We start from the raw sequence: 26,798 nt of genomic DNA, 5'->3' as shown, positions 1-26,798 counted from the left end.
CGATCACAGCGCCGCCAGGTCAACGCGCTCCAGCACGTCCAGCCCGCGCAGGGTCTCCAGCGTCGCTTCGCTGGGGCGCTCGTCGATCAGGAGCACGAATAGCGCGTGGCCGCCGGGGTGGTCGCGGCCAAGCTGCATCCCGGCGATGTTCACGCCCGCGTTGCCCAGCAGGGTGCCCACCTTGCCCACCACGCCGGGCTGGTCGCGGTTGACGCAGATGAGCATGTAGCCCTCGGGCAGGGCCTCGAGGCTGTGACCGTCGATGCCCACGATGCGGGGTTTGCCACCCAGCACGGCTCCACGGGCCTTGCGGGTCTCCTTGTCGGTCTCCAGGGTCACCTCGATGACCTGGAGGTAGTCCTGCGGCTGCTCGACGTGGCGGGTGCTGAGGTGAATGCCCCGGTCGCGCAGCAGGGGCCGCGCCGAGACCAGGTTGACCGCGCCCTCCTCGAGCACGCTCCCCAGCAGGCCCTTGGCCACCGCCGAAGCGATGGGGTCGGGGTTCTTCTCGAACTCGCCGTAGAAGGTGACCTCGAGCGCCTGCGGGCGGCCCTGGGTGATCTGCGGCAGCAGCCTGCCCAGCGCCTCGCCCAGCGGCAGCCAGCCCTGGAACATCTGCAAGCCCTCGGGGTCAAAGCCGGTGTTGAGGGCGTAGGCCAGGTTGCCCTGAAGCGTCTCGATGACGCGCTCGAGCACCGCCTCTCCCACCCGGTCCTGGGCCTCAACGGTGTTAGCTCCCAAGTGTGCGGTGTGGGTGACCTTGGGGTGCTGCACCAGCGGGTGCTCGACGTTGGGGGGCTCGAGTTCGAAGACGTCCAGACCCACCGCGAAGAGATGGCCCTCGGAGAGCACCTCGATGAGGGCTTTCTCGTCGATGATCCCGCCCCGCGCCGCGTTGACCACTACAGCTCCCTTGGGCAGCAGGTACAGCTCGCGCCGCCCGATGAGGCCACGGGTCTCCTCGTTGAGGGGAGTGTGGACGGTGAGGAAGTGGCACTGGCGCAGCATGTCGGCCAGGTCGTCGAGCAGTTCGACTCCCAGCGTCTCGGCGCGGGTGCGGGGGATGTAGGGGTCGTAGGCCAGCACCCGCATGTTAAAGGCCTTGGCGAAGCGGGCCACCTGCCCTCCGATGCGCCCCAGACCCACGATGCCCAGGGTCTTGCGGTCGAGCTCGAGGCCTAAGTACTTGCGATCCCACACCCCCTCGCGGATCTTGCGGTCCGAATCCACCACGCCCCGCGAGGCCGCCAGCAAAAGCGCCCAGGCCAGCTCCGCCGCCGAGCGGGTGTTGGCCTCGGGCACGTTGACCACCAGGATGCCCCGGCGGCTGGCGGCCTCGAGGTCGACGTTGTCCACCCCCACGCCGCCCCGGCCCACCACCTTGAGGTTTTTTCCGGCCTCGAGCAGCGCCTCGTCTACCTGGGTGCGGCTGCGGGTGATGAGGGCATCGTAGCCTCCGATCACCTTGAGGATTTCCTCACGGGGCATGTTGGGTCTGTAGTCGAGCCTTATGTCCCCGTTCCTTACCTCGCCCAGCCGCATCTCATCCGTAACCAGAACCCGCCACATATCGACAGAATCTACCACTCCTTGGTATACCGTACAAGCGCGGCAGGCAGCATCTCGCCCATCCAATCCCGAAAGCCCAATCCAGCAGTGTTGCTCGGCATTTGGCCTCGAGCGTACGGCGCTTAGGAGGCGCTTTGCATCCCCGTGTGCTAAACTTTCACCGTCACAAAGACACAGCAATCGCCCTTCCCGCAGGGGTGGGTCTCTGCGGGCTACTAAGGAGGAAAAATGAAAATCGGACTGGTGACCGACTCCACCTCAGACCTATCGCCCGCACAGGCCCAGGCGCTTGGGGTACAGGTGGTTCCGCTGTACGTCAACTTCAAAGGCAAGGTCTACAAGGACTGGGTGGAGATCAAGCCCGCCGACATCTTCGAGGGGGTGCGCGCCGGAGCCGAGTTGCCCAGCAGCAGCCAGCCTTCCCCGCAAGACTTCAAGGAAGCCTACGAGAAGGCCCTGCAAAGCGCCGACCACGTGCTCTCCATCCACATCTCCTCCAAGCTCTCGGGCACCGTGCAGTCGGCTCAGCTCGCCGCCAGCGAGTTTCCTGGCCGGATCACCATCTTCGACTCTCTGGCCGCATCCCAGGGCATCGGAATGATGGTCGAGCGGGCCAAGGAATTGCTCGACCAGGGGGCCGACCTGCGCTCGACGATGACCGAACTCGAACGCATCCGCACCGACCACAAGGTGCTCTTCTCGCTGGCCACGCTGGAGTACCTCAAGAAAAACGGGCGCATCGGCGGAGCCCAAGCCCTGCTGGGCAGTCTGCTGGGCATCAAGCCCATCCTCACCATCAAGGAGGGCCGGGTAGAGCCCGTCGGGCGGGCCAGGGGCGAGAAAAAGGCGCTGGCCGAAATGGTGGAAGGCTTCAAAGCCTGGACCCAGGGCCGCAAGCGCATCCGCATCTACTACCTCTACAACGGCGACATCAGCGCGGTAGAGGCCTTCAGGGCAGCGGTACGCAGTTCGGGGCTACCTGTCGAGGAGCACAGCAGCAGCGAGGTGGGGGCGGTGATCTCCACCCATACCGGCCCTGGGGTCTACGGCTTCTACGCTTATAGCCTCTGAAAGAGACGTCGATAGTCGATGGCTGATAGCCGAACGCTAAGCACGTAAGCGTGGGTCTTACGTCCTACGTCGTACGCAAAGCGCAAAACGCCTTGGCCTTCGACCCCCGACGCTGGCTAGTGACACACTCCACAGCAGGAGGATCCCCATGAAAATCACCTTCGTCGCGGACTCGACCATCGGCCTGGCCCCCGAGCAAGCGGAAGCCCAGGGGATCTACCTCGTGCCCCAACAGGTAATCGTCGAGGGCAAGGCGTTCCGCGACTATGTGGAGATCCATCCGCAGGAGGTAGTCGCCGCTCAGCTCGGCGGGAAGAAGGTGGGAACCAGCCAGCCCTTGCCTCAGGATTACGAGGTGTTGTACGAGCGCTTGTTGGGGGCTTTCGAGCGCATCGTCTCGGTGCACGTCTCCTCCAGGCTCTCGGGCACCGTCTCCACGGCCAGGGCCGTGGCCGAGCGCTTTGGTGAGCGCGTGAAGGTGCTGGACTCCCTCAGCATCAACGGCGGGCTGCACTTCGTGCTCGAGGAGGCTCGGCGCAGGCTGGCTCAGGGGGTTTCCTGGGAGGGTCTGGAGGCGGCGGTGGCCCCCCTGCTCCCCAAAATCCGCGGCTACGTGCTGCCGGCTACCCTCACCTACCTGCACCGGGGCGGGCGCATCGGGGGCTTGCAGCACTTCGTGGGCAGCCTGCTCAAGATCCTGCCCATCCTCGAGGTCTACGGCGGCACCGTGCAGCCGCGCGAGCGGGCACGTGGCTACCACAAGGGGTTACAGCGCATGGCCGAGTTGATGCACAAGGACTACCCCCAAGGCGCACGGGTGATCCTGGCCCACTCCGACAACCCCCAGGCCACCCAGGCCCTGGCCGAGCTGATCCGGCAAGAGGGTGTGGTGATCGAGGACGTGCGGGAGTGTGGCGCGGCGGTGGCGGCCCACACCGGCCCCGGAACCGCTGCGATGTTTGTCGCGCCGCGCCAGAGCTTGTAGTCTGGGGCTCATGCGTGCGGTGGTACAGCGGGTATCCGAAGCCAGGGTAGTCGTGGACGGCCAGACCGTAGGCCACATCGGCGGGGGGTTCGTGGTTCTGCTGGGGGTGCGGCGGGGGGACACGCCCGAGGACGCGGCCTACTTAGCCCGCAAGGTCGCGGGGCTGCGGGTCTTCACCGATTCCGAAGGCAAGATGAACCTGAGTTTAGCCGAGGTGGGGGGCGAGGTGCTGGTGGTCTCGCAGTTCACCCTCTACGCCGACACCCGCAGGGGCAACCGCCCCGGCTTCAGTGAGGCCGCCGCCCCCGACGAGGGCAAGCGGCTCTACGAGCAGTTCTGCGACCTCCTGGTCGAACAGGGCCTGCACGTGGAAACCGGGGTCTTTCAGGCCCACATGCAAGTGCACCTGGTCAACGACGGCCCGGTGACCATCCTGCTGGACTCGAGCGAACGCCAGCGCCCGACGCGCGGCTGAGTCAAAACCCGCTTCCCAAAAACAGATTTACCGCGCCTCTTGACAGGGGCGATCCTCTAGTCTTAGGCTCTACTTGGTTCGTTCGGTAAACTTACTAAGTACCCCAGGTTGTCGAGGTTCGCCGTGCCACATCATCCCCTCCTGGATCAACAAGCCATCAAACGGCAAAACCGCCGTTTGTTGTTGGAAACGGTGCGGCGGCGTGGTCCGTCGAGCCGGGCCGAGCTGGCCCGCGAGCTGGGGCTCACCAAGAGCACCGTCTCGAGCCTGACCCAGGAGCTCATCGGGGAGGGGCTGCTCAGCGAGGGCACCTTGCAGGCCTCGGGCACCGGGCGTCCGGGCATCCTGCTCGAGCTGCGCCCGCAGGGGGCGCTGGCGCTGGGGGTCGAGCTGGGGGTGAAGAATACCGTGGTGATCGTGCTCGACCTGGGCAGCCAAACCCGGCAGCTCCTCGAGTGGTCCGAACCCGCCGACGTTCCCCTCCCCCAGCGCCTGGAGCACATCGCCCAGCAAATTCAGCAGCACATCCCCCAACGGGAGCACTTTCTGGGTCTGGGCCTGACGGTGCCCGGCGTGGTGCGCGACGACCAGACCCTCACCTATGCCCCCGGCCCCGGCTGGCGTGACGCCAAGCCGGGACAGCAGTTGCAGCAACTGCTGGGCTTGCCGGTGATCGTACAAAATGACGCCAATGCCTCGGCGCTGGGCGAGACCTTCTGGGGTGAGAGCCACAGCCCGCTGGCCTACGTCATGCTGGGCACCGGCCTGGGCACCGGGCTGGTGGTGGAGGGGCAGGTCTACCGGGGCCGCTATGGGGCGGCTGGAGAGCTGGGGCACTGGAAAAACCACGCCAACCAGCCGTGTAGCTGTGGCCGCTCGGGCTGCCTCGAGACCGAACTCTCCCTGCGGGCCCTTGAGCTGCACTTCCGTTCGCTGAGTCAGCGTTCCGAGGACTTCTGGGGCATTCTCGAGTTGGCCAGAGCAGGCTACGAACACGCCCTGGCTTCCTTGGAGGCCCTGGGCAACCAGCTCGGTCGTTTCATCGCCAACCTGGCCGTAGCCTTCGACCCGGCGGTGGTGGTGCTGGGCGGGGCCGGGGCCGAGGCCTGGCAGTGGCTCGAGGCCCCTACCCGCAAGCGTCTGAGTGAATTGGCTTTCATCCCCGAACACGCCTGCTTGCCCATCCGGCCCAGCGCGTTCGGGCACCTGGCTCCGGCTATGGGCGCTGCGGCCCTGGTGTTGCAGCGCTTTTTAGCTAATGGGGGCGTCAGGGACGGGAACCCGCCAATCTCCCCCCGCGCCCTTGGCTAAACCGATTGGCAACGGCATGTTTTCGAGGAGGATCATATGCGCAAGTGGCTACTGGCTTTAGCAGCAACCGCACTGGGCTCGGTATCGCTGGCTCAGGGGAAGCTCGAGATCTTCTCCTGGTGGGCCGGAGACGAGGGGCCTGCCCTGCAAGCCCTGCTCGACCTGTATAAGAAGAAGTACCCCAACGTGGAGGTGGTCAACGCCACCGTGACCGGCGGCTCGGGCGTCAACGCCCGCGCGGTGCTCAAAACCCGCATGCTCGGCGGCGATCCCCCCGATTCCTTCCAGGTCCACGCCGGACAGGAACTCATCGGCACCTGGGTGGTCGCAGGCCGCATGGAAGACCTCACCAGCCTCTACAAGAGCGAAGGCTGGCTGACCCGCTTCCCCAAGGGCCTCATCGACCTGCTCTCCTACAACGGCGGCATCTGGAGCGTGCCGGTCAACATCCACCGCTCCAACGTCATGTGGTACAACCCCGCCAAGCTGCGTGAGTGGGGCGTGACTCCGCCCAAGACCTGGACCGAGTTCCTCAGCACCTGCGCCACCCTCAAGGGCAAGGGCGTCGAGGCTCCGCTGGCCGTGGGCGAAGCCTGGACCCAGCAGCACCTGTGGGAATCGGTGGCCCTGGGCGTGCTTGGCCCTGACAACTGGGCGGCCCTGTGGAGCGGCAAGCTCAAGTTCAACGATCCCAAAGCCATCGCCGTGTGGGACACCTTCGGCAAGGTACTCGACTGCACCAACAAGGACGCCTCGGGCCTGTCCTGGCAGCAGGCCACCGACCGCGTGGTGCAGGGCCAGTCCGCTTTCAACATCATGGGCGACTGGGCCGCGGGCTACATGGTGACTACCCTCAAGCTCAAGCCCGGTGAGGGCTTCGGCTGGGCCCCCGCCCCCAGCACCAGCGGCACCTTCATGATGCTCTCCGACTCCTTCGGGCTGCCCAGGGGGGTCAAGAACCGCGCCAACGTGATCAACTGGCTCAAGCTGCTGGGCTCGAAGGAAGGCCAGGACACCTTCAACCCGCTCAAGGGCTCCATCGCCGCCCGTACCGACTCCGACCTCTCGAAGTACAATGCCTACCTGCAATCGGCAGCGCGTGACTGGAAGAACAACAAGATCGTGGGTTCGCTGGTGCACGGGGCCGTCGCTCCTGAGTCCTTCAGCAGCCAGTTCGGCACCGTGATGGAGATCTACCTCAGCTCCAAGAACTCCAGAGCCGCCGCCAACGCTGCGCAGGCCATCGCTGACCAGGTGCGCCTGGGCCGGTAAACGCTATTCATCCCGCCTCCCCTCTCCCCGGTTTGGGGAGAGGGGTTGGGGGTACGGGAAAGGCGACAGTAATGAAGTGGTTGCGCAATCTGGACAGCCTGGTGGCCGTGCTCACCCTTTTGCCTTCGGTGATCCTACTGGCCATTTTCGTGTACGGCTTCATCGGCCAAACCATCCAGACTTCCCTGACCAACTGGGGCAAGGACCCGGCCCAGGCCCTGGCCATCAACCCGGTGCTCCAGTTCGTGGGTTTAGAGAACTACAAAGAACTCTTCAGCGGCTTCATCCATGGGCGCTTCCGCCAGGATCTGGTCAATAACATCTTCTTTACGGTGTTTTTCGTGGGCGGGTGCCTGCTGGTAGGCCTTTCACTGGCGATTATCCTCGACCGCGGGCCTAAGGGCGAGGGTTTCTTTCGCACGGTCTTTCTTTTCCCCATGTCGCTTTCGTTCATCGTGACCGGGACCATCTGGCGCTGGATGCTGCAACCAGCAGGGGGCGTCAACCAGTTGCCCGCCGCCGTCGGCCTGCCCGAGGGCCGCTTCGCCTGGCTGACCAGCCGCCAGCAGGTGCTCCAGTTCGACTGGAACCATCTCCCCCTCTTCACCGCCTGGCTCATTGGCCTGATCCTGCTGTGGATCGGCATCTCGGCCCTGCGCAACGCCCAGGTGCGGCGGGGCTGGATCGCCGTGGGGAGCGCAGCGTTGCTCATCGGCTGGGCTATCTTTATCGGGCCCCGGGTGCAGTTGCTGCCCTTCCCCGAGATCCACGGCTTCAACCTGGCCTTCATCGGCATCATCATCGCCGCTATCTGGCAGATGTCGGGCTACACCATGGCGCTGTACCTCGCCGGGCTGCGCGGGGTGCCTGAGGAGTTGCGCGAGGCGGCGCGGGTGGACGGGGCCAGCGAGGTGCAGCTCTACCGCCGCATCATCCTCCCCATGCTCGCACCCATCACCCTCTCGGCCATGATCATCCTGGGCCACATCTCGCTGAAGATCTTCGACCTGATCTGGGCCATGACCGGGGTGGACAACGCCCCCACCGAGGTTCCGGCCCTGCTGATGTACGTCACCACCTTCCGTTCCAACATCATCGCCGACGGAGCCGCCATCGCCACCATCCTGCTACTGCTGGTGGCCTTGGTGATCGTGCCCTACCTCTACAGCCAGCTACGCAGCGAGGTGCGGCGATGATCTGGCGCGTGGTGCAGTACAGCATTCTGGCCCTGGCGACGCTGTTCTTCCTGCTGCCGGTGTACCTGGTGGTGGTGACCGCGCTCAAGGAACCGGCGGCGATCACCCTCGAGAGCACCTGGCAGTTGCCCAGGGTGTGGTACTGGGAGAGTTTCGCCCAGGCCTGGAGCGCCTTCTTGCCCAAGCTGCAAAACAGCTTCTTCCTCACCGTCACAGCAACGCTGCTTTCAGCCATGCTGGGCTCGATCAACGGCTACGTGCTCTCGAAGTGGAAGTTCCCCGGCGCCAACATCATCTTCCCCCTGATGCTCTTCGGCATGTTCATCCCCTACCAGGCCGTGCTGATCCCGCTGTTCCAATTCATCCGCGAGATCGGGCTGGGCGGCAGCCTGTGGGGCCTGATCCTGGTGCACGTGGTCTACGGCTTGCCCATCACCACGCTGATCTTCCGCAACTACTACGCCGAAATCCCCGACGAACTCGTCGAGGCCAGCCGCATCGACGGAGCGGGCTTCTGGGGCATCTACCGCAACGTCATCTTCCCGCTTTCGATCCCCGGCTTCGTGGTGGTGATCATCTGGCAGTTCACCCAGATCTGGAACGAGTTCCTCTTCGCCGTGACGCTGGTGAGCAGCCCTTCCAGCCAGCCCATCACCGTGGCCCTGGCTCAGCTTGCAGGCGGGGAAGCGGTGAAATGGAACCTACCCATGGCCGGAGCCCTGCTGGCCGCCCTCCCGACGCTGCTGGTCTACATCCTCCTCGGGCGCTACTTCATCCGGGGCCTGCTGGCGGGTTCGGTGAAGGGTTGAGCGCCCCTGCAACTGGCCTTCGACCACCGGCTAAAAGCGGTTTCCACGGGAAGCTTCGCGTCTTGGAGCAATCTTCCCATCAGCGCGCCGGCAAAGGCTTCCCGTGGGGGCCCCAGAGGGTAAACTACGGCCTCGAGCCCGGCCAGGGCCCTGGGGGCTGGTCGGGGAGTTCCTTGGGGGCTGTTTCCTGGCGGTACAGCTTGAAGCCCCTGGCCTGGTAGTTCGCCAGCGCCTGGGGACCGTCGAGGGTGCAGGTGTTGACCGTCAGGCGCTTCGCGCCCATGGCCCAGGCGCGCTCGAGGCAGCGTGTGAGCAGCACCCCGCCGATTCCCCGGCCAATAAAGCGGGGAATCAGGCCGAAATAGGCGATGTTGACGGTCTCGCCCTGCCGCTCGAGCTCGCAGTAGCCCGCCGGGGTGCCCTCCAGGTGGGCCAGCCAGGTCTCGAGCTCGGGCCGCTCCACCCACTGCCGCCACTGCTCGTAAGTCCAGCCCAGGCGGTCGATCCAGTACCACTCCCCGCCCACAGCGGTGTAGAAGAAGCGGTTGAGCTCGGGTAGCGGAAGCCTGGCCTGGCGAACCTCCAGGCCCTCGACCACGGCCCTCGAGGGCCTGAGTTCCGAGGGAGAGAGCATCTGGAGGTAGTAGGTCGTCACGTCAACAACCATGCCCACGGTTATACCCCAAGCGTCCGGGCTTTCCAAAGCACCCTCCGCGTCCTGGCAAAAGCACGCGAACTTTCGTATGCTTTCGTTATGCCCTCTCTAGAAGCTACGCTGCGCCACCGGGAAATCCTGGAGATCCTGCGCAGGGATGGCCAGGTGCGCGTGAGCGAGCTTTCCGATCGCTTCAACGTCTCGGCGGTAACCATCCGCACCGACCTCGAGCACCTCGAGAGCAGCGGCCTGCTGCGGCGCACACGGGGCGGGGCGGTGCCCGCAGAGAGCAAGCGCTTCGAGTTGCCGCTGGAAGCCAGCCGCCAGGTACACGCCCGCGAGAAGGAGCGCATTGGCCAGTACGCCGCGGGTCTGGTCAAAGACGGCCAGACCATCATCCTCGACGTGGGCAGCACCACCACCGAGCTAGCCAAGGCCCTTCCCCAGGGGCTGCGCAACGTGGTGGTGGTGACCAGCGCGCTCAACATCGCGCTCATGCTGGAGTCGCACCCCGGCGTCACCGTGATCGTCACCGGAGGCACCCTGCGGCCTTTGCAGCACTCCCTGGTCAACCCCTACGGCACGGTGCTGCTCCAGGAGATCAACGCCGACAAGGCATTCATCGGTTGCAACGGCGTCCACCCCGAGCGCGGGCTTACCAATACCAACCTGCAAGAAGCCGAGATCAAGCGAGCCATGATGCGCTCGGCCCGCGAGTCCATCGTTTTAGCCGACCACTCCAAGCTCATGCAGATCGCCGCGGCCCGCATCGCTCCCCTCCAGTCCGCCCACCTCCTGGTGACCAGCCGCAAGGCCCGTGGGGAAGACCTCGAGCAACTGCGTGCGGCGGGCCTCGAGGTGGTGACGGTCTAGGCATTTTCGAAAGCATTGAAAGAAGTTGACAAGCTATCGAAAGCTGGGTAGACTCCCCCTGAACCCCAGGCCGACCCTCACTGATTGCAGCCAGCTCGGTGATTGGGTTCTTGCTTGCGCCGGTTCAACAAACAGGCTCGCTGTTGTGGATGTTTGTTTGTCGAAGAGGGAGGATCTTTATGGTCAAAGGGTTGATGGCCCTAGGGATGGTTGCCGCGAGTTTAGGCATGGCTCAGGGCAACATCAGTGGCGAGATTACCGTGTGGTCGTGGGATATCGCGGCCAAGGCGCTTCAGGCTACGGTGCCGAGCTTCAACAAGAAGTATCCCAACGTCAAGGTCAACGTCGTGGACCTGGGCAACCAGCAAGTCTACGACAAAGGGCTCTCGGGTTGCGCCGCCGGCGGGGCCGACCTGCCCGACGTCTACTCGGTGGAAAACAACGAGGCTGAGGTGTTCTGGGCGCGCTTCCCTGGCTGCTTCACCGACCTCAACACCCTCGCGCCCAGTGCCAACGCCTTCAAGGGCAATTTCCCAGCCTTCAAGTGGACTGAGCTCCAAGTGGGCAACAAGATCTACGCCATCCCCTGGGACTCCGGCCCCGTGGTGATGTTCTACCGACGCGACCTCTACCAGCAAGCCGGCGTCAACCCCGAGACCATCGAGACCTGGGATGACTACATCGCCGCGGGTAAGAAAATCGTCGCCGCCACGGGAGCCAAGGTAGGCGTCATCGCCAACGGCCAGGACGACGAGTGGTTCCGCATGCTCGCCAACCAGAACGGCTGCTTCTACTTCTCCAACGACGCCAAGAGCGTGACCGTGAACAAGCCCGGCTGCGTGAGCGCGCTCGAGACGGTCAAGAAGCTCATCGACTCGGGCGTGGTGATGCAGGGCGGCTGGAACGAGCAGATCCAGGCCTTCAAGGCTGGCAAGGTGGCCACCGCCATGTTCGGCGGCTGGTATGAGGGCACCATCCGCTCCAACGCCCCCGAGCTCGAGGGCAAGTGGGGCGTCTTCCGCATGCCCGCTTCCAAGAAGGGCGGGGTCCGTGCCGCCAACCTGGGTGGCTCGGCGCTGGCTCTGCCCGCCTCCTCCAAGAACAAGGCCGCTGCCTGGGCCTTTATCCGCCACGCCCTTGCCACCACCGAGGGCCAGGTGACCATGCTGAAGGAATTCGGCCTCGTGCCTTCCTACCTGCCCGCCCTCAAGGACCCCTACGTCAGCGCCCCCAGCAAGTACTGGGGCGGCCAAGCCGTCTGGAAAACCATCCTCGACACCCTGGGCCAGGTGCCCCAGGCCCGTGGCACCCAGTACTTCCAAGAAGCCCGCCAAATCGTGATCAAGGCTCAAGCCGACTACGTGGCTGGCCGGGTCAAGAGCGCCAAGGAAGCCCTGGACAGCGCCGCCAGGCAGATCTCGGCGGCCACCGGGTTGCCCGTCGCCAAGTAGGCCTCGAGCAAAAGAGGTGGGGAATTTATCCCCACCTCTTTTTCCTAAGCGGAGGAGCCGTGCGGAGGAACCTGACCCCCTATACCTTTCTGCTCCCCTACCTGATCGTCTTCGGCCTGTTCTGGGCCTGGCCCATCCTTTACTCCTTCTACCTTTCCTTCCTCGACACCCGCTCCTTTCCCTGGGCCTGGAACCCAGGGGTCAACTGGGGCCGCATCCTTCAAGACGCCACCTTTCAAGACGCCCTGCGCAACACCTTCTTGATCCTGGTCATCCAGGTGCCCCTGATGCTGGCGCTGGCTACCGGGCTGGCAGTGGCCCTCAACTCGCAACTGCTCAAACTCAGACCGCTCTTCCGCTTCGCCTTCTTCGCCCCGGTGGTGGTGGGTGCGGTGGCCTATTCGGCGGTGTTCCGCCTGATCTTCAACACCGACTTCGGCGCGGTCAACTCGGGCCTGCGGGCACTGGGACTGGGCCCGGTGGACTGGCTGTACGCGCCCGCCCCCGCCATGAGCGTGATCATCCTGGTGGTGACCTGGCGCTGGACCGGCTACAACGCCATCATCATCCTGGCTGGCCTGCAAAGCATCCCCAAGGACATCTACGAGGCCGCCGCCATCGACGGGGCAACCCCCTGGCAGCAGTTCGTGCGGATCACCCTGCCCGGCATCCGGCCCGTGCTGCTGTTTTGCTTCGTGCTCTCGATCATCGGCACGCTACAGCTTTTCACCGAGCCCTTCCTCATCACCAACTCCGGCCCCGGCACCGCCACCATGACCCTGGGCACCTACCTCTACCAGCAGGGCTTCCGCAGCTTCAACTTTGGCTATGCCTCCTCCATCGCCTACACGGTGGCCTTGCTGGCTGGGGTGTTCTCGCTGATCCAGCTTCGCTTCTTCGGGAGGGACTGAATGCGCCGCCAGCAGTTCGTCCGTTCGATCTGGCTGCACCTGGTCATGGTGCCGCTGGCCCTGCTGTGGCTGGCCCCGCTGTGGTTGATGTTCGTCTTCTCGACGCTGCCGGAGCGGGACATCTTCAGCACCCCCACCCCCCTCCTGCCGGGCGGCGACTTCTTCACCAACCTGCAAAACCTCAACGCCGACACCAACTTTTCGCGCACGCTGCTCAACAGCGTGGTCATCTCGCTGATCTACACGGTGCTCTCGGTGCTGCTGACCAGCCTGGCGGGCTACGCCTTCGCCCGCTTCCGCTTCTGGGGGAGCACCACGCTGTTCACCGTTGTCATCGCCACCCTCACCATCCCCTACTTCGTGGTGGTAATCCCGCAGTACATCCTCATCGCCCGCGAGTTCAAGATCACCAACACCTACTGGGCGGTGGTGCTGCCCAGCCTGGCCAACAGCCTGGGGGTGTTCTACATGCGGCAGAGCTTCCTCAGCCTGCCCAGCAGCCTGCTCGAGGCCGCCCGCATCGACGGGGCCGGGGAGTGGCGCATCTTCTTCCAGATCGCCCTGCCGCTGGTGCGCCCGGCCATGGCCGCGCTCTCGCTGATCCTCTTCCTCACCGCCTGGAACGACTACCTCTGGCCCTTGCTGGTGCTCTCCCCCGACAACAAGGCCGCCCTCACCGCCCCGGTGGCGCTGGGCTCGCTGATCGGGCTCACGCGGGTGAGCTGGGGCGGGATCATGGTGGGCGCGGTGCTGATGACGGTGCCCTTCTTAATCCTCTTCGTCTTCCTGCAACGCCAGTTCATCGCGGGCATCGCCGCGGGAGGGGTGAAGGATTGATATGGGTTCACCCAACGCCAAAAACGCCGCTAGCCCCAAAAACATCGAAAAGATCAACGAACCCCACCTACTTGTGAGGAGCGAATGCTAGGCGTGTGCTATTACCCCGAACACTGGCCCCGCGAGCGCTGGGCCGAGGATGCCCGCAGAATGCGGGAACTGGGCCTCTCCTACGTGCGCATCGGCGAGTTTAGCTGGAGCCGCGTCGAGCCCCGTGAGGGGCGCTTCGAGTTCGAGTGGCTCGATGAGGCCATCGAGACCCTGGGCCGCGAGGGGCTCAAGGTGGTGCTGGGTACCCCCACCCCCACCCCGCCCAAGTGGCTCATCGACAAGCATCCCGACATCCTGGCCTACGACATCCAGGGCCGGGTGCGCAAGTTTGGCTCGAGGCGGCACTACAGCTTCTCCAGCCGCAGCTACCTCGAGCACTCCCGCCGCATCGTCACCCTCTTCGCCCAGCGCTACGGCACCAACCCCCACGTCGCAGGTTGGCAAACCGACAACGAGTACGGCTGCCACGACACCACCCGCAGCTACGGCCCCGAGGACCTGCGGGCCTTCCGGGAGTGGCTGAGGGCCCGCTACGGCGATATCGCGGCGCTGAACGCAGCCTGGGGCAACGTCTTCTGGAGCATGGAGTACCACAGCTTCGAGGAGATCGAGCTGCCCAACCTCACCGTCACCGAGGCCAACCCTTCCCACTGGCTCGACTTCTACCGCTTCTCCTCCGACCAGGTCGCAGCTTACAACCGCATGCAGGTCGAGATCCTGCGCCAGCATTCGCCGGGGCGCTTCATCGCCCACAACTTCATGGGTTACACCCCCGACTTCGACCACTTCAAGCTGGCCGAGGACCTCGACGTGGCGGGCTGGGACAGCTACCCGCTGGGCTTCACCGACATGGATGTGCTGCCGGTGAGCCAGCAGGACAAGCTGCGCTACGCCCACACCGGTCACCCGGACATGGCCGCCTTTCACCACGACCTCTACCGCGGCGTCAAGCCCCGCTGGTGGGTCATGGAGCAGCAGCCGGGGCCGGTCAACTGGGCGGCCCACAACCCCTCCCCCGCCCCCGGCATGGTGCGGCTGTGGACCTGGGAAGCCTTCGCCCACGGGGCCGAGGTGGTGAGCTACTTCCGCTGGCGGCAGTTTCCCCAGGCCCAAGAGCAGTTCCACGCCGGGCTCAACCGCCCCGACTTCCAGCCCGACGTAGGCTATTTCGAGGTGCAGCAGGTGGCTCGAGAGCTGCAAACCCTCCCTCTGCCCCAAAGCCAGCGGGCCCCCGTGGCCCTGGTTTTCGACTACGAGGCCGACTGGCTCTACCGTGTCCAGCCTCAGGGCCAGGAGTTCAGCTACCGCGACCTCACCTGGACCTTCTATCAGGCGCTGCGCTCACTCAGCCTGGACGTCGATTTCGTGAAGCCGGGAGGGAGCCTCGAGGGCTACCGCCTGGTGGTGGTGCCCAGCACGCCCATTTTGCGCGAGGAGGCGCTCGAGGCCCTGCGCTCCGCCCAGGCTCCCGTCGTCCTGGGGCCGCGCACGGGCTCCAAGACCGAATTCCTAGGCATCCCCCCCAACCTTCCCCCAGGACCGCTGCAAGCGCTGCTGCCCATCAAGGTCGTGCGGGTCGAATCGCTACGGCCGGGCGTGGACTTCGAGGTGGAGTGGGAGGGAGGGCGCTACCGCTCGTCCGTCTGGCGGGAGTGGATCGAAAGCGAGCTCGAGCCCCTCGGCAATTTTGCCGATGGCAAGGGCGCGATTTTCCAGAACAATTACCTGCGCTACCTGGCCTTCTGGCCCAGCCGGGAGTTCCTCAGCGCCTACCTGGGACGTCTGGCAAGTAGCCTGGGCCTCCACGCTCAGCTCCTACCCGACGGCCTGCGTATCCGGCAGCGCGGCAACCTTACCTTCGCCTTCAACTACGCACCCCACCCCCAAGCTGCCCCCGCTCCCGAGGGCGCCGAGTTCGTCCTGGGTGGGCCTACCGTAGAAGCCTACGGGGTCAGTGCGTGGAGGAAGACGTGAGAGAACTCTGGAACAAGCTGGGCCTCGAGGGCAAGCGGGCACTGATCGTTCACCACGACGACCTGGGGCTGAGCCAGGCCCAGAACCGGGCCTACAGGGAACTGGGCTTTCCCACCGGCTCGGTGGTGATGATGGGCTGCTGCGTGGAGGGGCTGTCCGGCTCCGACCTGGGCGTGCACCTCGCGCTCACCAGCGGCCAGGACTCGCTGGAACTACGACCCCTGAGCGCGGGGAGAAGCCTGCGTGACCCCCAGGGACATCTCTGGAGCACCGTGGAGGCGGCCTGGCGACATATCAAACCCGCCGAGGCCGAAGCCGAGTTGCGGGCTCAGATCGAAGCCGGGCTGCAGGCCTTCGACCTGACCCACATCGACTCGCACATGGGCGCGCTGCTGCGTCCCGACCTGGCCGGGATCTACCTCGAGCTAGCTCGGGAGTACCGGCTGCCCGCCCTGGTCCCGGCCAACCTCGAGACGGTCTCCCTGCCGCCAGGCTTCTTCTCCGCCTTGCAAAACCTGCGCGATAACTCCGCACTGCCTCAGGTGACAGTGGTCGACGGTTACGGCGTTCCCCCCCAAGAGCGGCAAGAATGGTACTTGCAAACCCTCTCCCGGCTGGGGCCGGGGGTCTACCAGCTCATCCATCACGCCGCCACCGACGAGCCGGAAGGCCGGCTCCTGGAGGACTGGCCGGGACGCAAAGCCGACCTCGAGGCCCTCAAAGACGCCGAGGTGCGCCGGGTGATCGCCGAGTTCGAGCCCCTGACCTGGCGGGTCGTGCGAGAGGCGTGGAGGGAAATGCTATGAGCAGCAGAGGCACCCCCGTGACCTACGGGATCGGAATGCTGGGCCTGACCATCCCCAGCCAGGCTTTCGGGATTTACGTGTGGTACTTCTACACCGACTTTCTGGGCCTGGCGGCGGCCCTGCTGGCCCTAGCCCGCGCCATCTACTCGGTGTGGGACGCCTTCAACGACCCTCTCTTCGCCTACTGGTCCGACCGCACCAAAAGCCGCCTGGGTCGCCGCCGCCCCTGGATGATGGTGGGGCTGCCGCTGTACATGCTGATGCTGGTGGTGGTCTTCTCCCCACCCGAGAGCATCCGTGAGAGCAGCCTGCTGTTTTACTACTTTCTGGTGAGCATCCTGATTTTCGAGACCACCGCTGCCGTGACCTGGACCAACTATTCAGCCCTCTTCCCCGAGCTCTTCCGCAGCACCGCCGCGCGAGCCAGGGCCAGCGCCTTCAAACAGGCTTTCCAGGTGGTCGGGCTGTTGCTGGCGGTGATCCTGGTGCCGCTGCTCAGGAGCCAGATCGGCTTCACCGGCATGGCGGTGGTGTGCGCACTCGTGGGGTTGTTGCTGCTGGGCCTCACCATCTCCAGCACCCGCGAAGACCCCCAGGTCCAAGCACCCGAACCCCTGAGCCTTCTCGAGGCCTTCCGCATCACGCTGAGCAACCGGCCTTTCTGGATCTTTGCCATCGTCGGGAGCCTGGTCAGCCTGGTGCTGGGGGTGTTGCAGGCCGGGATCCCCTTCTACGTCAAGTACGCTCTGGGCCTGAGCGACGCCCAGGCCTCGCTGCTGCTGGGGCCAGTGTTCGTGCTCTCGCTGCCGCTGGTGGCGGTGTGGGCCCGGATCGCGCTGTGGCGCGGGGTCAAGGCGACGTGGATCCTGGCGATCGTGCTCTTCGGGCTCGCCAGCCTGCTCTTCGTCCTGCCCCTCAACCTCTACGGAGCCATCGCCATCGGCTGCTTGGTGGCCGTGGGCTTCAGCGGGGTGAGCGTGCTGGCCGAGATGGTACTGGCCGAGATCATCGACCGCGACGCCGACGCCACCCAGCGGCGGCGCGAGGCCATCTACTACAGCGTCAGCGGCCTGATCGGTCGCATCTCGGGGGTGTTGCTGGGGCTGTGCTTTGCCCTACTGGGACCGCTGTTTGGCTACTACAGCGGCAACAACCCCGGCCCCAACGCGGGCGACGCTTTCCGTTTCTTCATGGGTGTGATCCCTTTCGTAGCGCTCTCGCTGGCCGCGCTGCTGGCGCGACAGTTCCCCTGGGGGGTGAGAAATGCGACTGATCTTCGCCGGACTTGAACTCGAGGTGCAAGCCGAGTCCAGCCGCTCGGTTGGAAGCGGCTACGTGCTGCACGGGGGCACCGTGCAACTGACCCAGCCCGAAGCCCCCGCGCGCTTTTTCCGCCACGGCTGGCAGAGCTGGAGTCTGGCCAGCTGGCTCGAGCTGGACAAGCCGCCCGTGCCCATCCAGCCTCCAGAGCGGCGGCCCCAGGCCGACGACCCGGTCTATGCCCTCTCTCCCCGCCACGGCGGCAGTGCCCTGGGTGCGGTCGAGTGCCCCGACGGCAAGGTGTTGCTGCTGGGAGCCCTGGCCCCTGGGGGCCGGGTCGAGGCCCACGGGCGGGCGCTGCGCGGCTTCTACGAGAGCGGCGCGGGGGATTGGTTCGTGGCCCACGGCGAGGAGGCCGCGGTCTTCGCCCACTATGCCGAGATGCTGGCCGAGCGGCTGGGCCGGCGCGGGCAGAGCCCCGCGCCCAAGGTCTGGTGCAGTTGGTACAGCTTCTATACGGGCATCAGCGAACCCGTCATCCATCAGGTGCTCGAGGGGCTTCAGGGGTTACCCTTCGAGGTCTTCCAACTCGACGATGGATGGCAGCAGGACATGGGCGACTGGGAAGCGAACGAGAAATTCCCCTCGGGGATGCAGGCCCTGGCCAGGAGAATCCGGGCGATGGGCTACATCCCTGGCTTGTGGATGGCTCCCTTCATCGTGCGGCCAAGCTCGAGGCTCTACCGCGAACGCCCCGACTGGCTCTTGAAAGACGCCCAGGGCGAGCCGGTGCCCGCTGGGATCAACTGGGGCGGCTTCTACTATGCGCTGGACACCACCCACCCCCAGGTGCGGGCCTGGCTGCGCGGGGTGATCCAGCGGGCGGTCGCCTGGGGCTACACCTACCTCAAGCTGGATTTCCTCTATGCCGCGGCCCTGCCGGGCGTGCGCCAGCAGAACATCCCCCGCGAGCAGGCCTACCGCGAGGCCATGCGGCTCGTACGCGAGGCAGCGGGCGAGGAAACTTACATCCTGGCCTGCGGCGCGCCCGTCCTGCCCTCGCTGGGCCTGGTGGACGGGCTGCGCATCGGCCCCGACGTGGCCCCCCTGTGGCGCAACGAGGACCGCGAAGACTACCTGCACGACCTCACCGGGCCCGGCGGCCTCAACGCGCTGCGCACCTCGCTGCACCGGCTGTGGCTGCGGAGGCTGGTCCAGACCGACCCCGACGTGGCCTACTTCCGCACCCGCTACAACCTGCTCAGCCCGCCCCAGCGCCAGGCCTTGCAGGACCTCGCCAAAGTCGCCGGCTTCCTGGCCACCTCCGACCCGCCCCAGTGGCTCGAGTCCGACGAACGCCAGGCCCTGGAGCGCTGGCTGAGCGAGGAGGTGGCGGTGAGCCAAAGGGGGCGCTACCGCTTCCTGCTGGGCGAGCGCGAGGTGGACTTCGGCGAGTGGCTCGGAGGTCGCGATGCATAAGCGGGTCTATCAAAAAACCGACGGGCGCTACGTCTATCTCTACGGCCACCAGCCCCACACCCTGCCCCCGCTCGAGGAAGGCGAGGCCACCGGGGCCCCCAGCTCTCACGCCCGCTGGCACCCCCTGCGCCAGGAGTGGGTGGTTTACGCCGCTCACCGTCAGGGACGGGTATTCCTGCCACCCAAGGAGTACGACCCCCTGGCCCCCAGCAAACCCGGCGGCTTTCCCACCGACATCCCCTTCGAGGACTTTGAGATCGCGGTGCTGCAAAACCGCTGGCCCTCGCTATCGCCCAGGGCTGGTACCCCGCCCGAGGGCCTGCCCGTGCTCACCCGCGAGGCCAACGGCGACTGCGAGGTGGTGATCTTCACCCCCCAGCTCAGCGGCAGCCTGGCCACCCTCGGCCAGGCCCAGCGCGAGTTGCTGGTGCGGGTGTGGACCGACCGCTATAAGGATCTGCTGGGCTGCGAGCACATCCGCTTCGTGATGCCCTTCGAGAACCGGGGGGTGGAGGTGGGCGTGACCATCCACCATCCCCACGGCCAGATCTACGCCTACCCCTGGGTGCCCCCCATCCTGCAAAAAGAGCTCGAGGCTTTCCGCAAGAGCCCGGTGCTGCTCGAGCTGATGCCCCAACTGGGGCCTTACACCGTGCAGGAAGACGAGCACACCCTCTGCGTGGTGCCCCCCTTCGCCCGCTACCCCTACGAGGTCTGGATCTTCCCCAAGCGCTTCCATCCCGGCCCCTGGACCTTCTCCGACGCCGAGGTCTCGAGCTTCGCCGCGCAACTGGGCCAGATGGTGGCCCGCTTCGACAAGCTCTTCGACCGCCCCTTCCCCTACATCATGGTCCTGCACGCCGCACCCAAGGGCGAGGAGGAGCACTTCCACTTCCACGTGGAGTTCTACCCGCCCCTGCGAAGCCGCGACAAGCTCAAGTACCTCGCCGGCACCGAGATCGGCGCGGGCACCTTCGCCATGGACGCCCTGCCCGAGAACACCGCCCGCGAGTTGCGCGAGGTGCGGCTGTGAACGAGGCGGCCCTGCGGCGGCTGCGCGACTGGATGGGCCAGAGGGGCCTGGAGCGCCTTTTCGTGCAGCAGCCCGAGAACTTCGCCTGGCTCACCGGGGGCGACAACACCGTGGTCACGCTGCGCGGGGTGGGCTGGCTCGAGGTCTCCGACACCCTGCGCCTGCACACCAGCCAGATCGAGGCCACCCGCATGGCCGAGGAGGAAACCCCCGGCCTGGAAATCGTGGCCTACCCCTGGTACGCTCCCTTCACCCCTCCCGGTCCCACCGACCTTCAGCACGACCTCACCCCCCTACGCCTGGTGCTCTCGCCGGGCGAACAGGACCGCGCGCGGGCGCTGGGCCGCGATCTGGCCGCCGCGCTGGGCGCAGCCATGCGCTCCGCCGAGGAGAGTTGGAGTGAGCAGGGCCTAGCGGGAGCCATCGCCGAGGAGTTGTGGGTGCGCGGCATCCAGCCGGTGGTGCTGCTGGTGGCCGGGGAAGAGCGCATCTTCAAATACCGCCATCCCCTGCCCAAGGACCGCCCGCTGGGAAGGCTGTTCATGGGCGTGGTCTGCGGGCGGCGGCACGGGCTGGTCCTCAGCGCCACCCGCCTGCGCGGCTTCGGCCACCTCGAGGCCCAAGCCCTCAATGCCCAGGTCTTGCAGGTCGAAGCGGCAGCGCTGGGGGCCTCCCGCCCCGGCGCCACGCTGGGCCAGGTGGCCCAGACCATACGCGAGGCTTACGCACACATCGGGCGCGTCGAGGAGTTCGAGAAGCACCACCAAGGCGGCATCGCCGGTTACCGGCCCCGCGAGGCGCTGGCTCAGCCGGGAAGCGAGGTGCGGCTCGAGGCCGGCATGCTGCTGGCCTACAACCCCAGCCTGCCCGGCGCCAAGGTCGAGGACACCTTCCTCCTGACCGAGGAGGGGCTCGAGAACCTCACCCCCGACCCCGAGTGGCCCACCGCCGAGTTCGCCGGGCGGCTGCGGCCTTTGGTGATGGAAGGGTGAACGGTAGCTGGGGTCGTACGTCTTACGTCGCACGCCTCGACCCTCGACCGTAGCCCCTCGACTCCAAGACCATCCGCGATACGCCATACGCCTCCTTCGGAGAAGCTCATGTTCAAGGACTACTTCGGCAGTGAACCCCAGGTGCGCGCCCAGGCCCCAGGGAGGGTCAACCTGCTGGGCGAGCACACCGACTACAACGACGGCTTCGTCTTCCCCACCCCGCTGGTTTACCAGACCCAGGTCGAGGCCAGCCCCTCCGAGCGTGTCGAGGCCTACGCCGAGCGCTTTGGCGAGTTCAAAAGCCGCGCACTCGGCGAAGGCGCGCAGGGCGACTGGCTCGACTACGTGGCGGGCTGCGTCTGGGCGCTGCGGCAAGCCGGGCTCGCCGTGGGCGGGCTCAGGGCCTACATCACCAGCCAGGTGCCCGCGGTGGGCGGGCTGTCGAGTTCGGCGGCGCTCGAGGTCGCCGTCATCCGCGCCCTGCGCGAGCTCTACCGGCTCCCCCTCGACGACGTGCAGGTCGCGCTGCTGGCGCAAAAAGCCGAGGTGGAGTACGTGGGCGTGCGCTGCGGGATCATGGACCAGATGGCCGCCTCCGCAGGCCGCCTGGGCCAGGCCCTCTTCCTCGACACGCGCAGCCTCGAGTCCCACCTCGTCCCCCTCCCCGAGGGTTACCGCGTGGTGGTGCTCGACTCCGGCGTGCCCCGTCGCCTGGCCGAGAGCGGCTACAACACCCGCCGCGCCGAGTGCGAGGAGGCCGCCCGCCTGCTGGGCGTCAAGGCTCTGCGTGACGTGGGCTTGCAAGACCTCCCCAAAGTCGAGGCCCTGCCCGAGCCCGTCAACCGCCGGGCCCGGCACGTCGTCACCGAGAACGCGCGGGTGCTCGAGGGCCTCGAGGCCCTGCGCCGGGGCGACGTGCAGCGCTTCGGCGAGCTGATGTACGCCTCCCACGCCAGCCTGCGCGACGACTACGAGGTCTCCATCCCCGAACTCGACGAACTCGTGGAGGTCGCCCGCAAACACGGGGCCATCGGCGCCCGGCTCACCGGCGCGGGATTCGGCGGCGCCGCCGTCGCGCTGATCAAGGCCGAGGACTTCGAACGCTTCAAAAGCGGCGTGCTGGAGGACTACCCCAAGGCACAGGTGTTTTAGAGGACCAGGGCGCACCACAGTGCGCCCTTACGGGAACGCCGATAGCCGATGGCTGCCGGCGTTTTGCGTCTTGCGCTTAGCCTTCCGCAGTCCTTTTCAGCAATCCAACACGATGGCGAAAACCAGCGGCGCCACGATGGACGCGTCCGACTCGATGATGTACTTAGGCGTGTCCACCCCCAGCTTGCCCCAGGTGATCTTCTCGTTGGGCACGGCGCCAGAGTAGGAGCCGTAGCTGGTGGTGGAGTCGGAGATCTGGCAGAAGTAGCCCCATACCGGGATGTCGGGGCGGCGCATGTCCTGGTGCAGCATGGGCACCACGCAGATGGGGAAGTCGCCCGCGATCCCGCCGCCGATCTGGAAGAAGCCGATGGAGCGCTCCCTCGAGGTCTGCACGTACCACTCGGCCAGCACCATCATGTACTCGATGCCGCCTCTGACGGTGTGCACGTTCTTGATCTCGCCCGCGAGGCAGTGGCCGGCGTACATGTTGCCGGTGGTGCTGTCCTCCCAGCCGGGGACGAAGATGGGCAGGTTCTTCTCGGCGGCTGCGACCATCCAGGAGTCCTTGGGGTCGATCTGGTAGTACGGCTCGAGCTTCCCCGAGCGGATGACGCGGTAGAGGAACTCGTGGGGGAAGTAGCGCTCGCCCGCTTTGTCGGCACGGGTCCACTCCTCGATGAGGGCGCCCTCGAGCCGCCGCATGGCCTCCATCTCGGGGATGCAGGTGTCGGTGACGCGGTTCATGTGGCGCTCGAGCAGGGCCTGCTCGTCGTGGGGGGTGAGGTCGCGCCAGTGGGGCACGCGCTCGTAATGGTTATGAGCGACAAGGTTGAAGAGGTCTTCCTCGAGGTTGGCCCCGGTGCAGGAGATGGCCTGCACCTTGTCCCGGCGGATCATCTCGGCCAGGCTCAGCCCCAGCTCGGCGGTGCTCATGGCCCCCGCCAGCGTGATCATCATGGCCCCGCCCCCCTCGAGGTGGCGCTTGTAACCCTCGGCGGCGTCTACTAGGGCCGCGGCGTTGAAGTGCCGGAAGTGGTGCTTGATGAACTGGCTCACTGCTCCACGAGACATGAAATCCTCCTTCAAGGCTCGCGGGGTGGGCGAGTTGTTCCGGCTCCCCCCTGGCGGGTGCTGGCCCCGCCATGCCGGGCCGCCGCCAGATCGCGGCAACGGTTGAAAGTGTACAGGAAGCGGCGGGAAAATCAACCCTCAGCGCACGCCCCGGACCCTCGAGATGAACACCGTCCCCAGCGCGAAGAGGGTCACGGCGATGGCGAAGAGGATGGGGTAACCTCCTCCGGGGCTGGCCCGGTTGCCCGCGTCGAGGATTTGGCCGAACAGGCCCTGAAACAGTTGCGGGAACACCAGTGCCACGTGCCACACGCCCATGTCCCGCGCGTGCTTGGAGGGGTCGGGCAGCACCGAGGTGGCCATGGCCCAGTCCACGCTGACGTAGGCCCCGTAGCCCAGGCCAAAGATCAACCCCGCCAGCGCCGCCACGGCGAAGCTATGGGTCAGGGCGAAGCTCAGCGCGGCTGTCGCCATCACGGCCCCCGCGAAGTAGATCACCGGCTTCTTGCCGATCTTATCGGAATAAGGCCCGCTGGTGATGGCGGTGAGGGCCGCCGTGAGCGAGAGCAGCACCAGCAAGGCCGCCAGGGCCAAGTCGGCGGAGGGAAGGGTGATGGGGCCAATCTTGAACTGCCCGATCACGTCCTTGAGGTAAAACAGCAAGAAGGGCTGCACCGCAAAGCGCCCCGACTCCACCAGGGCGCGGGTGAGAAAAACCCAGCGAAACCCGGCGTACTGGGAGCGGAAGAACACCCGCAGGTCCAGCGGCTCGACGTCACGCTTGACTTCGGGCTCCCGCACGCTGCGCAGGGTGATGAACGTGCAGACGGACAGCACCAGGATAATCGCCAGGTATTGCCCCTCACGACTGCCCCCCAGGGCAAAGGCGGCCATCCCTCCGGCGATCTGGCTCGAGAGTTGGAAGAACCCCATCACCCCGCTGGCCGCCCCCTTCTCGTGGGCGGGTACCAGGTCGGGGATCAGTGCGGCGTAGGGGGCCGAAGCCACCGAGTTGCCCAGTTGCACCAGCACGTAACCCGCCGCATACACCCAGTAGCCCGGCGCGAAGAACATCACCACCAGGCCCAACACATTGATGAGCGTGCCCCACACCATGAAGGGCAGACGTCTGCCCAAGCGATCCGACCACATGCCCAAAAAGGGCGGCAACAGCAGCGGAATCAGCGCCAGGGTCCCGGCCAGCCAGCCCAGGTGGGTGCCCTGCTGCTCCTGCCCCACGAAGCGCAGCACGTCCGCAGGCATCAACAGCGGCAGCAGCAAGAACCAGTGAAAGGAGAAGCCGAACCAATAGGCCGAGAAGCCAAAGTAGCGGGACACGCCAGCCGAGCGGGTTTGCTGCATGGCTGGGGCGAGTATATCAGGGTATGCCGAACGCAAGACGCCTCATTGGGATAAATCATCCCCTGGGGTTGCACCCGGCCCAACAGCCGACCACAGCCCCACTTTCCAGGGGACACCCGCTCATCTCGCGAGCCCGTCACGCGAGAGGGGGTGGGCGGGGTGTCGGGGGACACCAAACCACGCCCCCGCACACCACCCACCTTCCTGCACACGAGCACCATCAGCCGGCCAAAGCGCTGTTCCAGCCGAAAATCACGTGCCTTTCCCGTGAATACCCGCTCTTTCCCCGATTCGGGCCCGATCCCAGCCTGAGTTCACACGAGGGGGGAGGGTTGATAGCATAGAACCCTGATGTCGCCGAAGCCACCCCTCAAGACCCAGCTTCAACAAAGCGTCGCCCAGGCCCTGAACGCCCTGGGCGTGAACGAGGTTCCCGAAATCGTCATCCAGGAAACCCCCAGCGACAAAGAAGGCGATTACGGCACACCCGTGGCCTTCAGCCTGGCGCGGGTATTGCGCAAGGCCCCGGCCCAGATCGCAGGCGATATCGCCCAGAAGCTGCAAGCGCCCCCCTTCGTCCGGCGCGCTTTCGCGGTGGGCGGCTACCTCAACTTCGAGCTCGAGCCCGGTTACGTGGTGCGCTCGGCCCTCGAGCCCGTGCGGCCCTTCCCCAAGCAGCCAGGCAAGGTGCTCGTCGAGCACACCGCTGTCAACCCCAACAAGGAACTGCACGTGGGCCACCTGCGCAACGTGTGCCTGGGCGACTCGGTAGCCCGCATCCTCGACTTCGCCGGGCGCGAGGTGGAGGTGCTCAACTACATCGACGACACCGGGCGGCAGGCCGCCGACTCGCTGTTCGCCCTGCGCTACTTCGGCCTGAAGTACGACGGCAGCCAGAAGTACGACCACTGGGTGGGCGAGGCCTACGTGCGGCTGCACAGGGAACTGGCCGACGAGGCCAAGAAGGCCGAACTCGAGCCACAGATCGCCGAGGTGCTGCACCAGCTCGAGGAGGGAAAGCTGCGCGAGGAGGTGGATAAAATCCTGCGCAGCCAGCTGCAAACCATGTACCGCCTGGGTGCCCGCTACGACGTGCTGGTGTGGGAATCGGACATCGTGCACGAGGGGTTGTTGAAGAAGGCGCTGGAGATCCTCCAGAAGAGCCCCTATGTCTTCAGGCCCAGCGAGGGCAAGTACGCCGGCGCGCTGGTGATCGACGCCTCGCAGATCATTCCGGGGCTGGAAGACCCCTACTTCGTGCTGGTGCGCTCGAATGGAGCCAGCACCTACTATGCCAAGGACATCGCCTTCCAGATGTGGAAGATGGGCTTGTTGCAGGGACTGAAGTTCGACCCCTACCCCGGCGACTACCCCGGCTTCCACCCAGGCCGTCCCATGTACACCAGCACTCCCTCAGGCTCGGTGCTCGAGCACGTCGGGGCCACAGAGACGATCAACGTCATCGACGCCCGCCAGTCGCACCCCCAGATGATCGTGCGGGCGGGGCTGGAAGTGGCCGGAAGGCACGACCTGGCCGAGGGGGCCTACCACCTGGCCTACGAGACGGTGCTGCTGGAGGGGCAGCAGATGTCCGGGCGCAAGGGCATCACCATCAGCGTGGACGAGGTGCTCGACGAGGCCGTGAAGCGGGCCAGGGCGGTCATCGCCGAGAAAAACCCCGACCATCCCGAACCCGACGCAGCGGCTGAGGCCATAGGAGTGGGGGCGGTGCGCTTCGCCATGATCAAAACCGAGGCCAAGAAGCAGATCGACTTCCGCTACGATCAGGCCCTGGCCTTCGAGGGCGACACCGGGCCCTACCTGCAATACGCCCATGCGCGGGCTTCGTCCATCCTGCGCAAGGCCGAGGAGGGGGGGATTGCGAACGAGGCTCCCGACTTCAGCCAGGTCACGCCCTATGAGCTCGAGCTGGCCAAAGCCCTGCTGCGCTTCGGGGAAACCATCGAGGAAGCCGCCAAAAACAAAGCGCCCAACCTGCTGGCGCAGTACCTGTTAGACCTGGGAGCGACCTGGAACAGCTACTACAACGCCAAGACCTCAGACGGCAAATCGGCGACCCCGGTGCTCACCGCTCCGCAGGGTTTGCGGGGGGTGCGGCTCGAGTTGGTGCGCAGCCTCAAGCGCACTCTGGCCCAGGGGCTGGGGCTGTTGGGATTGCAGGCTCCCGAAGTAATGTAGC

The 26,798-nt window shown here is 66.0% G+C and carries 23 protein-coding genes; 19 read left to right on the top strand and 4 right to left on the bottom strand.

The window, feature by feature from the left end:
• Positions 1-3: 3 nt before the first annotated feature.
• Positions 4-1,569, bottom strand: a complete 1,566-nt coding sequence (gene serA, locus Mrose_RS00350; RefSeq protein WP_119275446.1) for a phosphoglycerate dehydrogenase — start codon at positions 1,567-1,569, stop codon at positions 4-6.
• Positions 1,570-1,797: 228 nt separating this feature from the next.
• Here serA and Mrose_RS00345 point away from each other — a divergent pair, with 228 nt between their 5' ends.
• The 7 genes from Mrose_RS00345 to Mrose_RS00315 all read left to right on the top strand — a co-directional run bounded on the left by Mrose_RS00345 (position 1,798) and on the right by Mrose_RS00315 (position 8,688).
• On the top strand, positions 1,798-2,640 hold the full coding sequence (locus Mrose_RS00345) for a DegV family protein (RefSeq protein WP_119275445.1): 843 nt from the start codon (positions 1,798-1,800) through the stop codon (positions 2,638-2,640).
• Positions 2,641-2,788: 148 nt separating this feature from the next.
• Positions 2,789-3,625, top strand: coding sequence for a DegV family protein (locus tag Mrose_RS00340; protein WP_119275444.1), 837 nt, complete (start codon positions 2,789-2,791; stop codon positions 3,623-3,625).
• A 10-nt stretch (positions 3,626-3,635) separates the two neighbouring features.
• Positions 3,636-4,100, top strand: coding sequence for a D-aminoacyl-tRNA deacylase (gene dtd / locus Mrose_RS00335; RefSeq protein ID WP_119275443.1), 465 nt, complete (start codon positions 3,636-3,638; stop codon positions 4,098-4,100).
• 177 nt (positions 4,101-4,277) lie between these two features.
• On the top strand, positions 4,278-5,411 hold the full coding sequence (locus tag Mrose_RS00330; protein ID WP_119275519.1) for an ROK family transcriptional regulator: 1,134 nt from the start codon (positions 4,278-4,280) through the stop codon (positions 5,409-5,411).
• 36 nt (positions 5,412-5,447) lie between these two features.
• Positions 5,448-6,683: an ABC transporter substrate-binding protein gene (locus Mrose_RS00325; RefSeq protein ID WP_119275442.1), complete on the top strand. Its 1,236-nt coding sequence runs from the start codon at positions 5,448-5,450 to the stop codon at positions 6,681-6,683.
• A 71-nt stretch (positions 6,684-6,754) separates the two neighbouring features.
• Positions 6,755-7,879 carry a carbohydrate ABC transporter permease gene (locus tag Mrose_RS00320; RefSeq protein WP_119275441.1) on the top strand — a complete coding sequence of 375 codons (1,125 nt, stop codon included), beginning with the start codon at positions 6,755-6,757 and terminating at the stop codon, positions 7,877-7,879.
• Positions 7,876-8,688 carry a carbohydrate ABC transporter permease gene (locus Mrose_RS00315; RefSeq protein WP_119275440.1) on the top strand — a complete coding sequence of 271 codons (813 nt, stop codon included), beginning with the start codon at positions 7,876-7,878 and terminating at the stop codon, positions 8,686-8,688. The genes Mrose_RS00320 and Mrose_RS00315 overlap by 4 nt, the downstream gene beginning before the upstream one ends.
• Positions 8,689-8,812: 124 nt before the next feature.
• Here the strand turns inward: Mrose_RS00315 and Mrose_RS00310 are convergent, their stop codons facing one another.
• Positions 8,813-9,355 (bottom strand): GNAT family N-acetyltransferase, encoded by a 543-nt coding sequence (locus Mrose_RS00310; protein WP_119275439.1) that lies wholly within the window; start codon positions 9,353-9,355, stop codon positions 8,813-8,815.
• Between the two features lie 87 nt (positions 9,356-9,442).
• Here Mrose_RS00310 and Mrose_RS00305 point away from each other — a divergent pair, with 87 nt between their 5' ends.
• The 11 genes from Mrose_RS00305 to galK all read left to right on the top strand — a co-directional run bounded on the left by Mrose_RS00305 (position 9,443) and on the right by galK (position 22,162).
• Complete coding sequence (locus tag Mrose_RS00305) at positions 9,443-10,216, top strand: DeoR/GlpR family DNA-binding transcription regulator (protein ID WP_119275438.1); 774 nt, start codon at positions 9,443-9,445, stop codon at positions 10,214-10,216.
• Between the two features lie 179 nt (positions 10,217-10,395).
• The gene (locus tag Mrose_RS00300; RefSeq protein ID WP_119275437.1) at positions 10,396-11,667 is read left to right on the top strand and encodes an ABC transporter substrate-binding protein; all 1,272 of its coding nucleotides are present in this window, start codon (positions 10,396-10,398) and stop codon (positions 11,665-11,667) included.
• 59 nt (positions 11,668-11,726) lie between these two features.
• Entirely contained in the window at positions 11,727-12,578 is an 852-nt protein-coding gene (locus Mrose_RS00295; protein WP_119275436.1) for a carbohydrate ABC transporter permease, read from the top strand.
• Entirely contained in the window at positions 12,579-13,415 is an 837-nt protein-coding gene (locus Mrose_RS00290) for a carbohydrate ABC transporter permease (protein ID WP_119275435.1), read from the top strand.
• Between the two features lie 84 nt (positions 13,416-13,499).
• A complete protein-coding gene (locus Mrose_RS00285) occupies positions 13,500-15,440 on the top strand; it encodes a beta-galactosidase (protein ID WP_119275434.1) in 1,941 nt (646 codons plus the stop codon).
• Entirely contained in the window at positions 15,437-16,246 is an 810-nt protein-coding gene (locus tag Mrose_RS00280; RefSeq protein WP_245969363.1) for a carbohydrate deacetylase, read from the top strand. Before Mrose_RS00285 ends, Mrose_RS00280 begins: the two co-directional genes overlap by 4 nt.
• Positions 16,243-17,535, top strand: coding sequence for an MFS transporter (locus Mrose_RS00275; RefSeq protein ID WP_119275432.1), 1,293 nt, complete (start codon positions 16,243-16,245; stop codon positions 17,533-17,535). The genes Mrose_RS00280 and Mrose_RS00275 overlap by 4 nt, the downstream gene beginning before the upstream one ends.
• Positions 17,510-18,985 carry a glycoside hydrolase family 36 protein gene (locus Mrose_RS00270; RefSeq protein ID WP_182482608.1) on the top strand — a complete coding sequence of 492 codons (1,476 nt, stop codon included), beginning with the start codon at positions 17,510-17,512 and terminating at the stop codon, positions 18,983-18,985. The genes Mrose_RS00275 and Mrose_RS00270 overlap by 26 nt, the downstream gene beginning before the upstream one ends.
• Complete coding sequence (galT, locus tag Mrose_RS00265; RefSeq protein WP_119275431.1) at positions 18,978-20,018, top strand: galactose-1-phosphate uridylyltransferase; 1,041 nt, start codon at positions 18,978-18,980, stop codon at positions 20,016-20,018. The genes Mrose_RS00270 and galT overlap by 8 nt, the downstream gene beginning before the upstream one ends.
• Positions 20,015-21,010: a M24 family metallopeptidase gene (locus Mrose_RS00260; protein WP_119275430.1), complete on the top strand. Its 996-nt coding sequence runs from the start codon at positions 20,015-20,017 to the stop codon at positions 21,008-21,010. The genes galT and Mrose_RS00260 overlap by 4 nt, the downstream gene beginning before the upstream one ends.
• A 108-nt stretch (positions 21,011-21,118) precedes the next feature.
• Positions 21,119-22,162, top strand: coding sequence for a galactokinase (galK, locus tag Mrose_RS00255; protein WP_119275429.1), 1,044 nt, complete (start codon positions 21,119-21,121; stop codon positions 22,160-22,162).
• Positions 22,163-22,258: 96 nt separating this feature from the next.
• Here the strand turns inward: galK and Mrose_RS00250 are convergent, their stop codons facing one another.
• Both Mrose_RS00250 and Mrose_RS00245 read right to left on the bottom strand, forming a co-directional pair.
• A complete protein-coding gene (locus Mrose_RS00250; RefSeq protein WP_119275428.1) occupies positions 22,259-23,236 on the bottom strand; it encodes a deoxyhypusine synthase family protein in 978 nt (325 codons plus the stop codon).
• A gap of 138 nt (positions 23,237-23,374) precedes the next feature.
• Positions 23,375-24,598 carry an MFS transporter gene (locus tag Mrose_RS00245; RefSeq protein ID WP_119275427.1) on the bottom strand — a complete coding sequence of 408 codons (1,224 nt, stop codon included), beginning with the start codon at positions 24,596-24,598 and terminating at the stop codon, positions 23,375-23,377.
• A gap of 351 nt (positions 24,599-24,949) precedes the next feature.
• Between Mrose_RS00245 and Mrose_RS00240 the strand changes: the two genes are divergently transcribed.
• Positions 24,950-26,797, top strand: coding sequence for an arginine--tRNA ligase (locus Mrose_RS00240; protein WP_119275426.1), 1,848 nt, complete (start codon positions 24,950-24,952; stop codon positions 26,795-26,797).
• Position 26,798: the final 1 nt, after the last annotated feature.

This window comes from Calidithermus roseus (genome assembly GCF_003574095.1).
Lineage (GTDB): Bacteria > Deinococcota > Deinococci > Deinococcales > Thermaceae > Calidithermus > Calidithermus roseus.
Note: the sequence above shows the minus strand (reverse complement) of the source record. Positions and strands in the feature narration are given on the sequence as shown.

Coding starts and splice junctions, on each gene's coding strand:
- serA (WP_119275446.1), bottom strand. CDS start 1,569: ATGTGGCGGGTTCTGGTTACGGATGAGATGCGGCTGGGCGAGGTAAGG.
- Mrose_RS00345 (WP_119275445.1), top strand. CDS start 1,798: ATGAAAATCGGACTGGTGACCGACTCCACCTCAGACCTATCGCCCGCA.
- Mrose_RS00340 (WP_119275444.1), top strand. CDS start 2,789: ATGAAAATCACCTTCGTCGCGGACTCGACCATCGGCCTGGCCCCCGAG.
- dtd (WP_119275443.1), top strand. CDS start 3,636: ATGCGTGCGGTGGTACAGCGGGTATCCGAAGCCAGGGTAGTCGTGGAC.
- Mrose_RS00325 (WP_119275442.1), top strand. CDS start 5,448: ATGCGCAAGTGGCTACTGGCTTTAGCAGCAACCGCACTGGGCTCGGTA.
- Mrose_RS00320 (WP_119275441.1), top strand. CDS start 6,755: ATGAAGTGGTTGCGCAATCTGGACAGCCTGGTGGCCGTGCTCACCCTT.
- Mrose_RS00315 (WP_119275440.1), top strand. CDS start 7,876: ATGATCTGGCGCGTGGTGCAGTACAGCATTCTGGCCCTGGCGACGCTG.
- Mrose_RS00310 (WP_119275439.1), bottom strand. CDS start 9,355: ATGGTTGTTGACGTGACGACCTACTACCTCCAGATGCTCTCTCCCTCG.
- Mrose_RS00305 (WP_119275438.1), top strand. CDS start 9,443: ATGCCCTCTCTAGAAGCTACGCTGCGCCACCGGGAAATCCTGGAGATC.
- Mrose_RS00300 (WP_119275437.1), top strand. CDS start 10,396: ATGGTCAAAGGGTTGATGGCCCTAGGGATGGTTGCCGCGAGTTTAGGC.
- Mrose_RS00290 (WP_119275435.1), top strand. CDS start 12,579: ATGCGCCGCCAGCAGTTCGTCCGTTCGATCTGGCTGCACCTGGTCATG.
- Mrose_RS00285 (WP_119275434.1), top strand. CDS start 13,500: ATGCTAGGCGTGTGCTATTACCCCGAACACTGGCCCCGCGAGCGCTGG.
- Mrose_RS00275 (WP_119275432.1), top strand. CDS start 16,243: ATGAGCAGCAGAGGCACCCCCGTGACCTACGGGATCGGAATGCTGGGC.
- Mrose_RS00270 (WP_182482608.1), top strand. CDS start 17,510: ATGCGACTGATCTTCGCCGGACTTGAACTCGAGGTGCAAGCCGAGTCC.
- galT (WP_119275431.1), top strand. CDS start 18,978: ATGCATAAGCGGGTCTATCAAAAAACCGACGGGCGCTACGTCTATCTC.
- galK (WP_119275429.1), top strand. CDS start 21,119: ATGTTCAAGGACTACTTCGGCAGTGAACCCCAGGTGCGCGCCCAGGCC.
- Mrose_RS00250 (WP_119275428.1), bottom strand. CDS start 23,236: ATGTCTCGTGGAGCAGTGAGCCAGTTCATCAAGCACCACTTCCGGCAC.
- Mrose_RS00245 (WP_119275427.1), bottom strand. CDS start 24,598: ATGCAGCAAACCCGCTCGGCTGGCGTGTCCCGCTACTTTGGCTTCTCG.
- Mrose_RS00240 (WP_119275426.1), top strand. CDS start 24,950: ATGTCGCCGAAGCCACCCCTCAAGACCCAGCTTCAACAAAGCGTCGCC.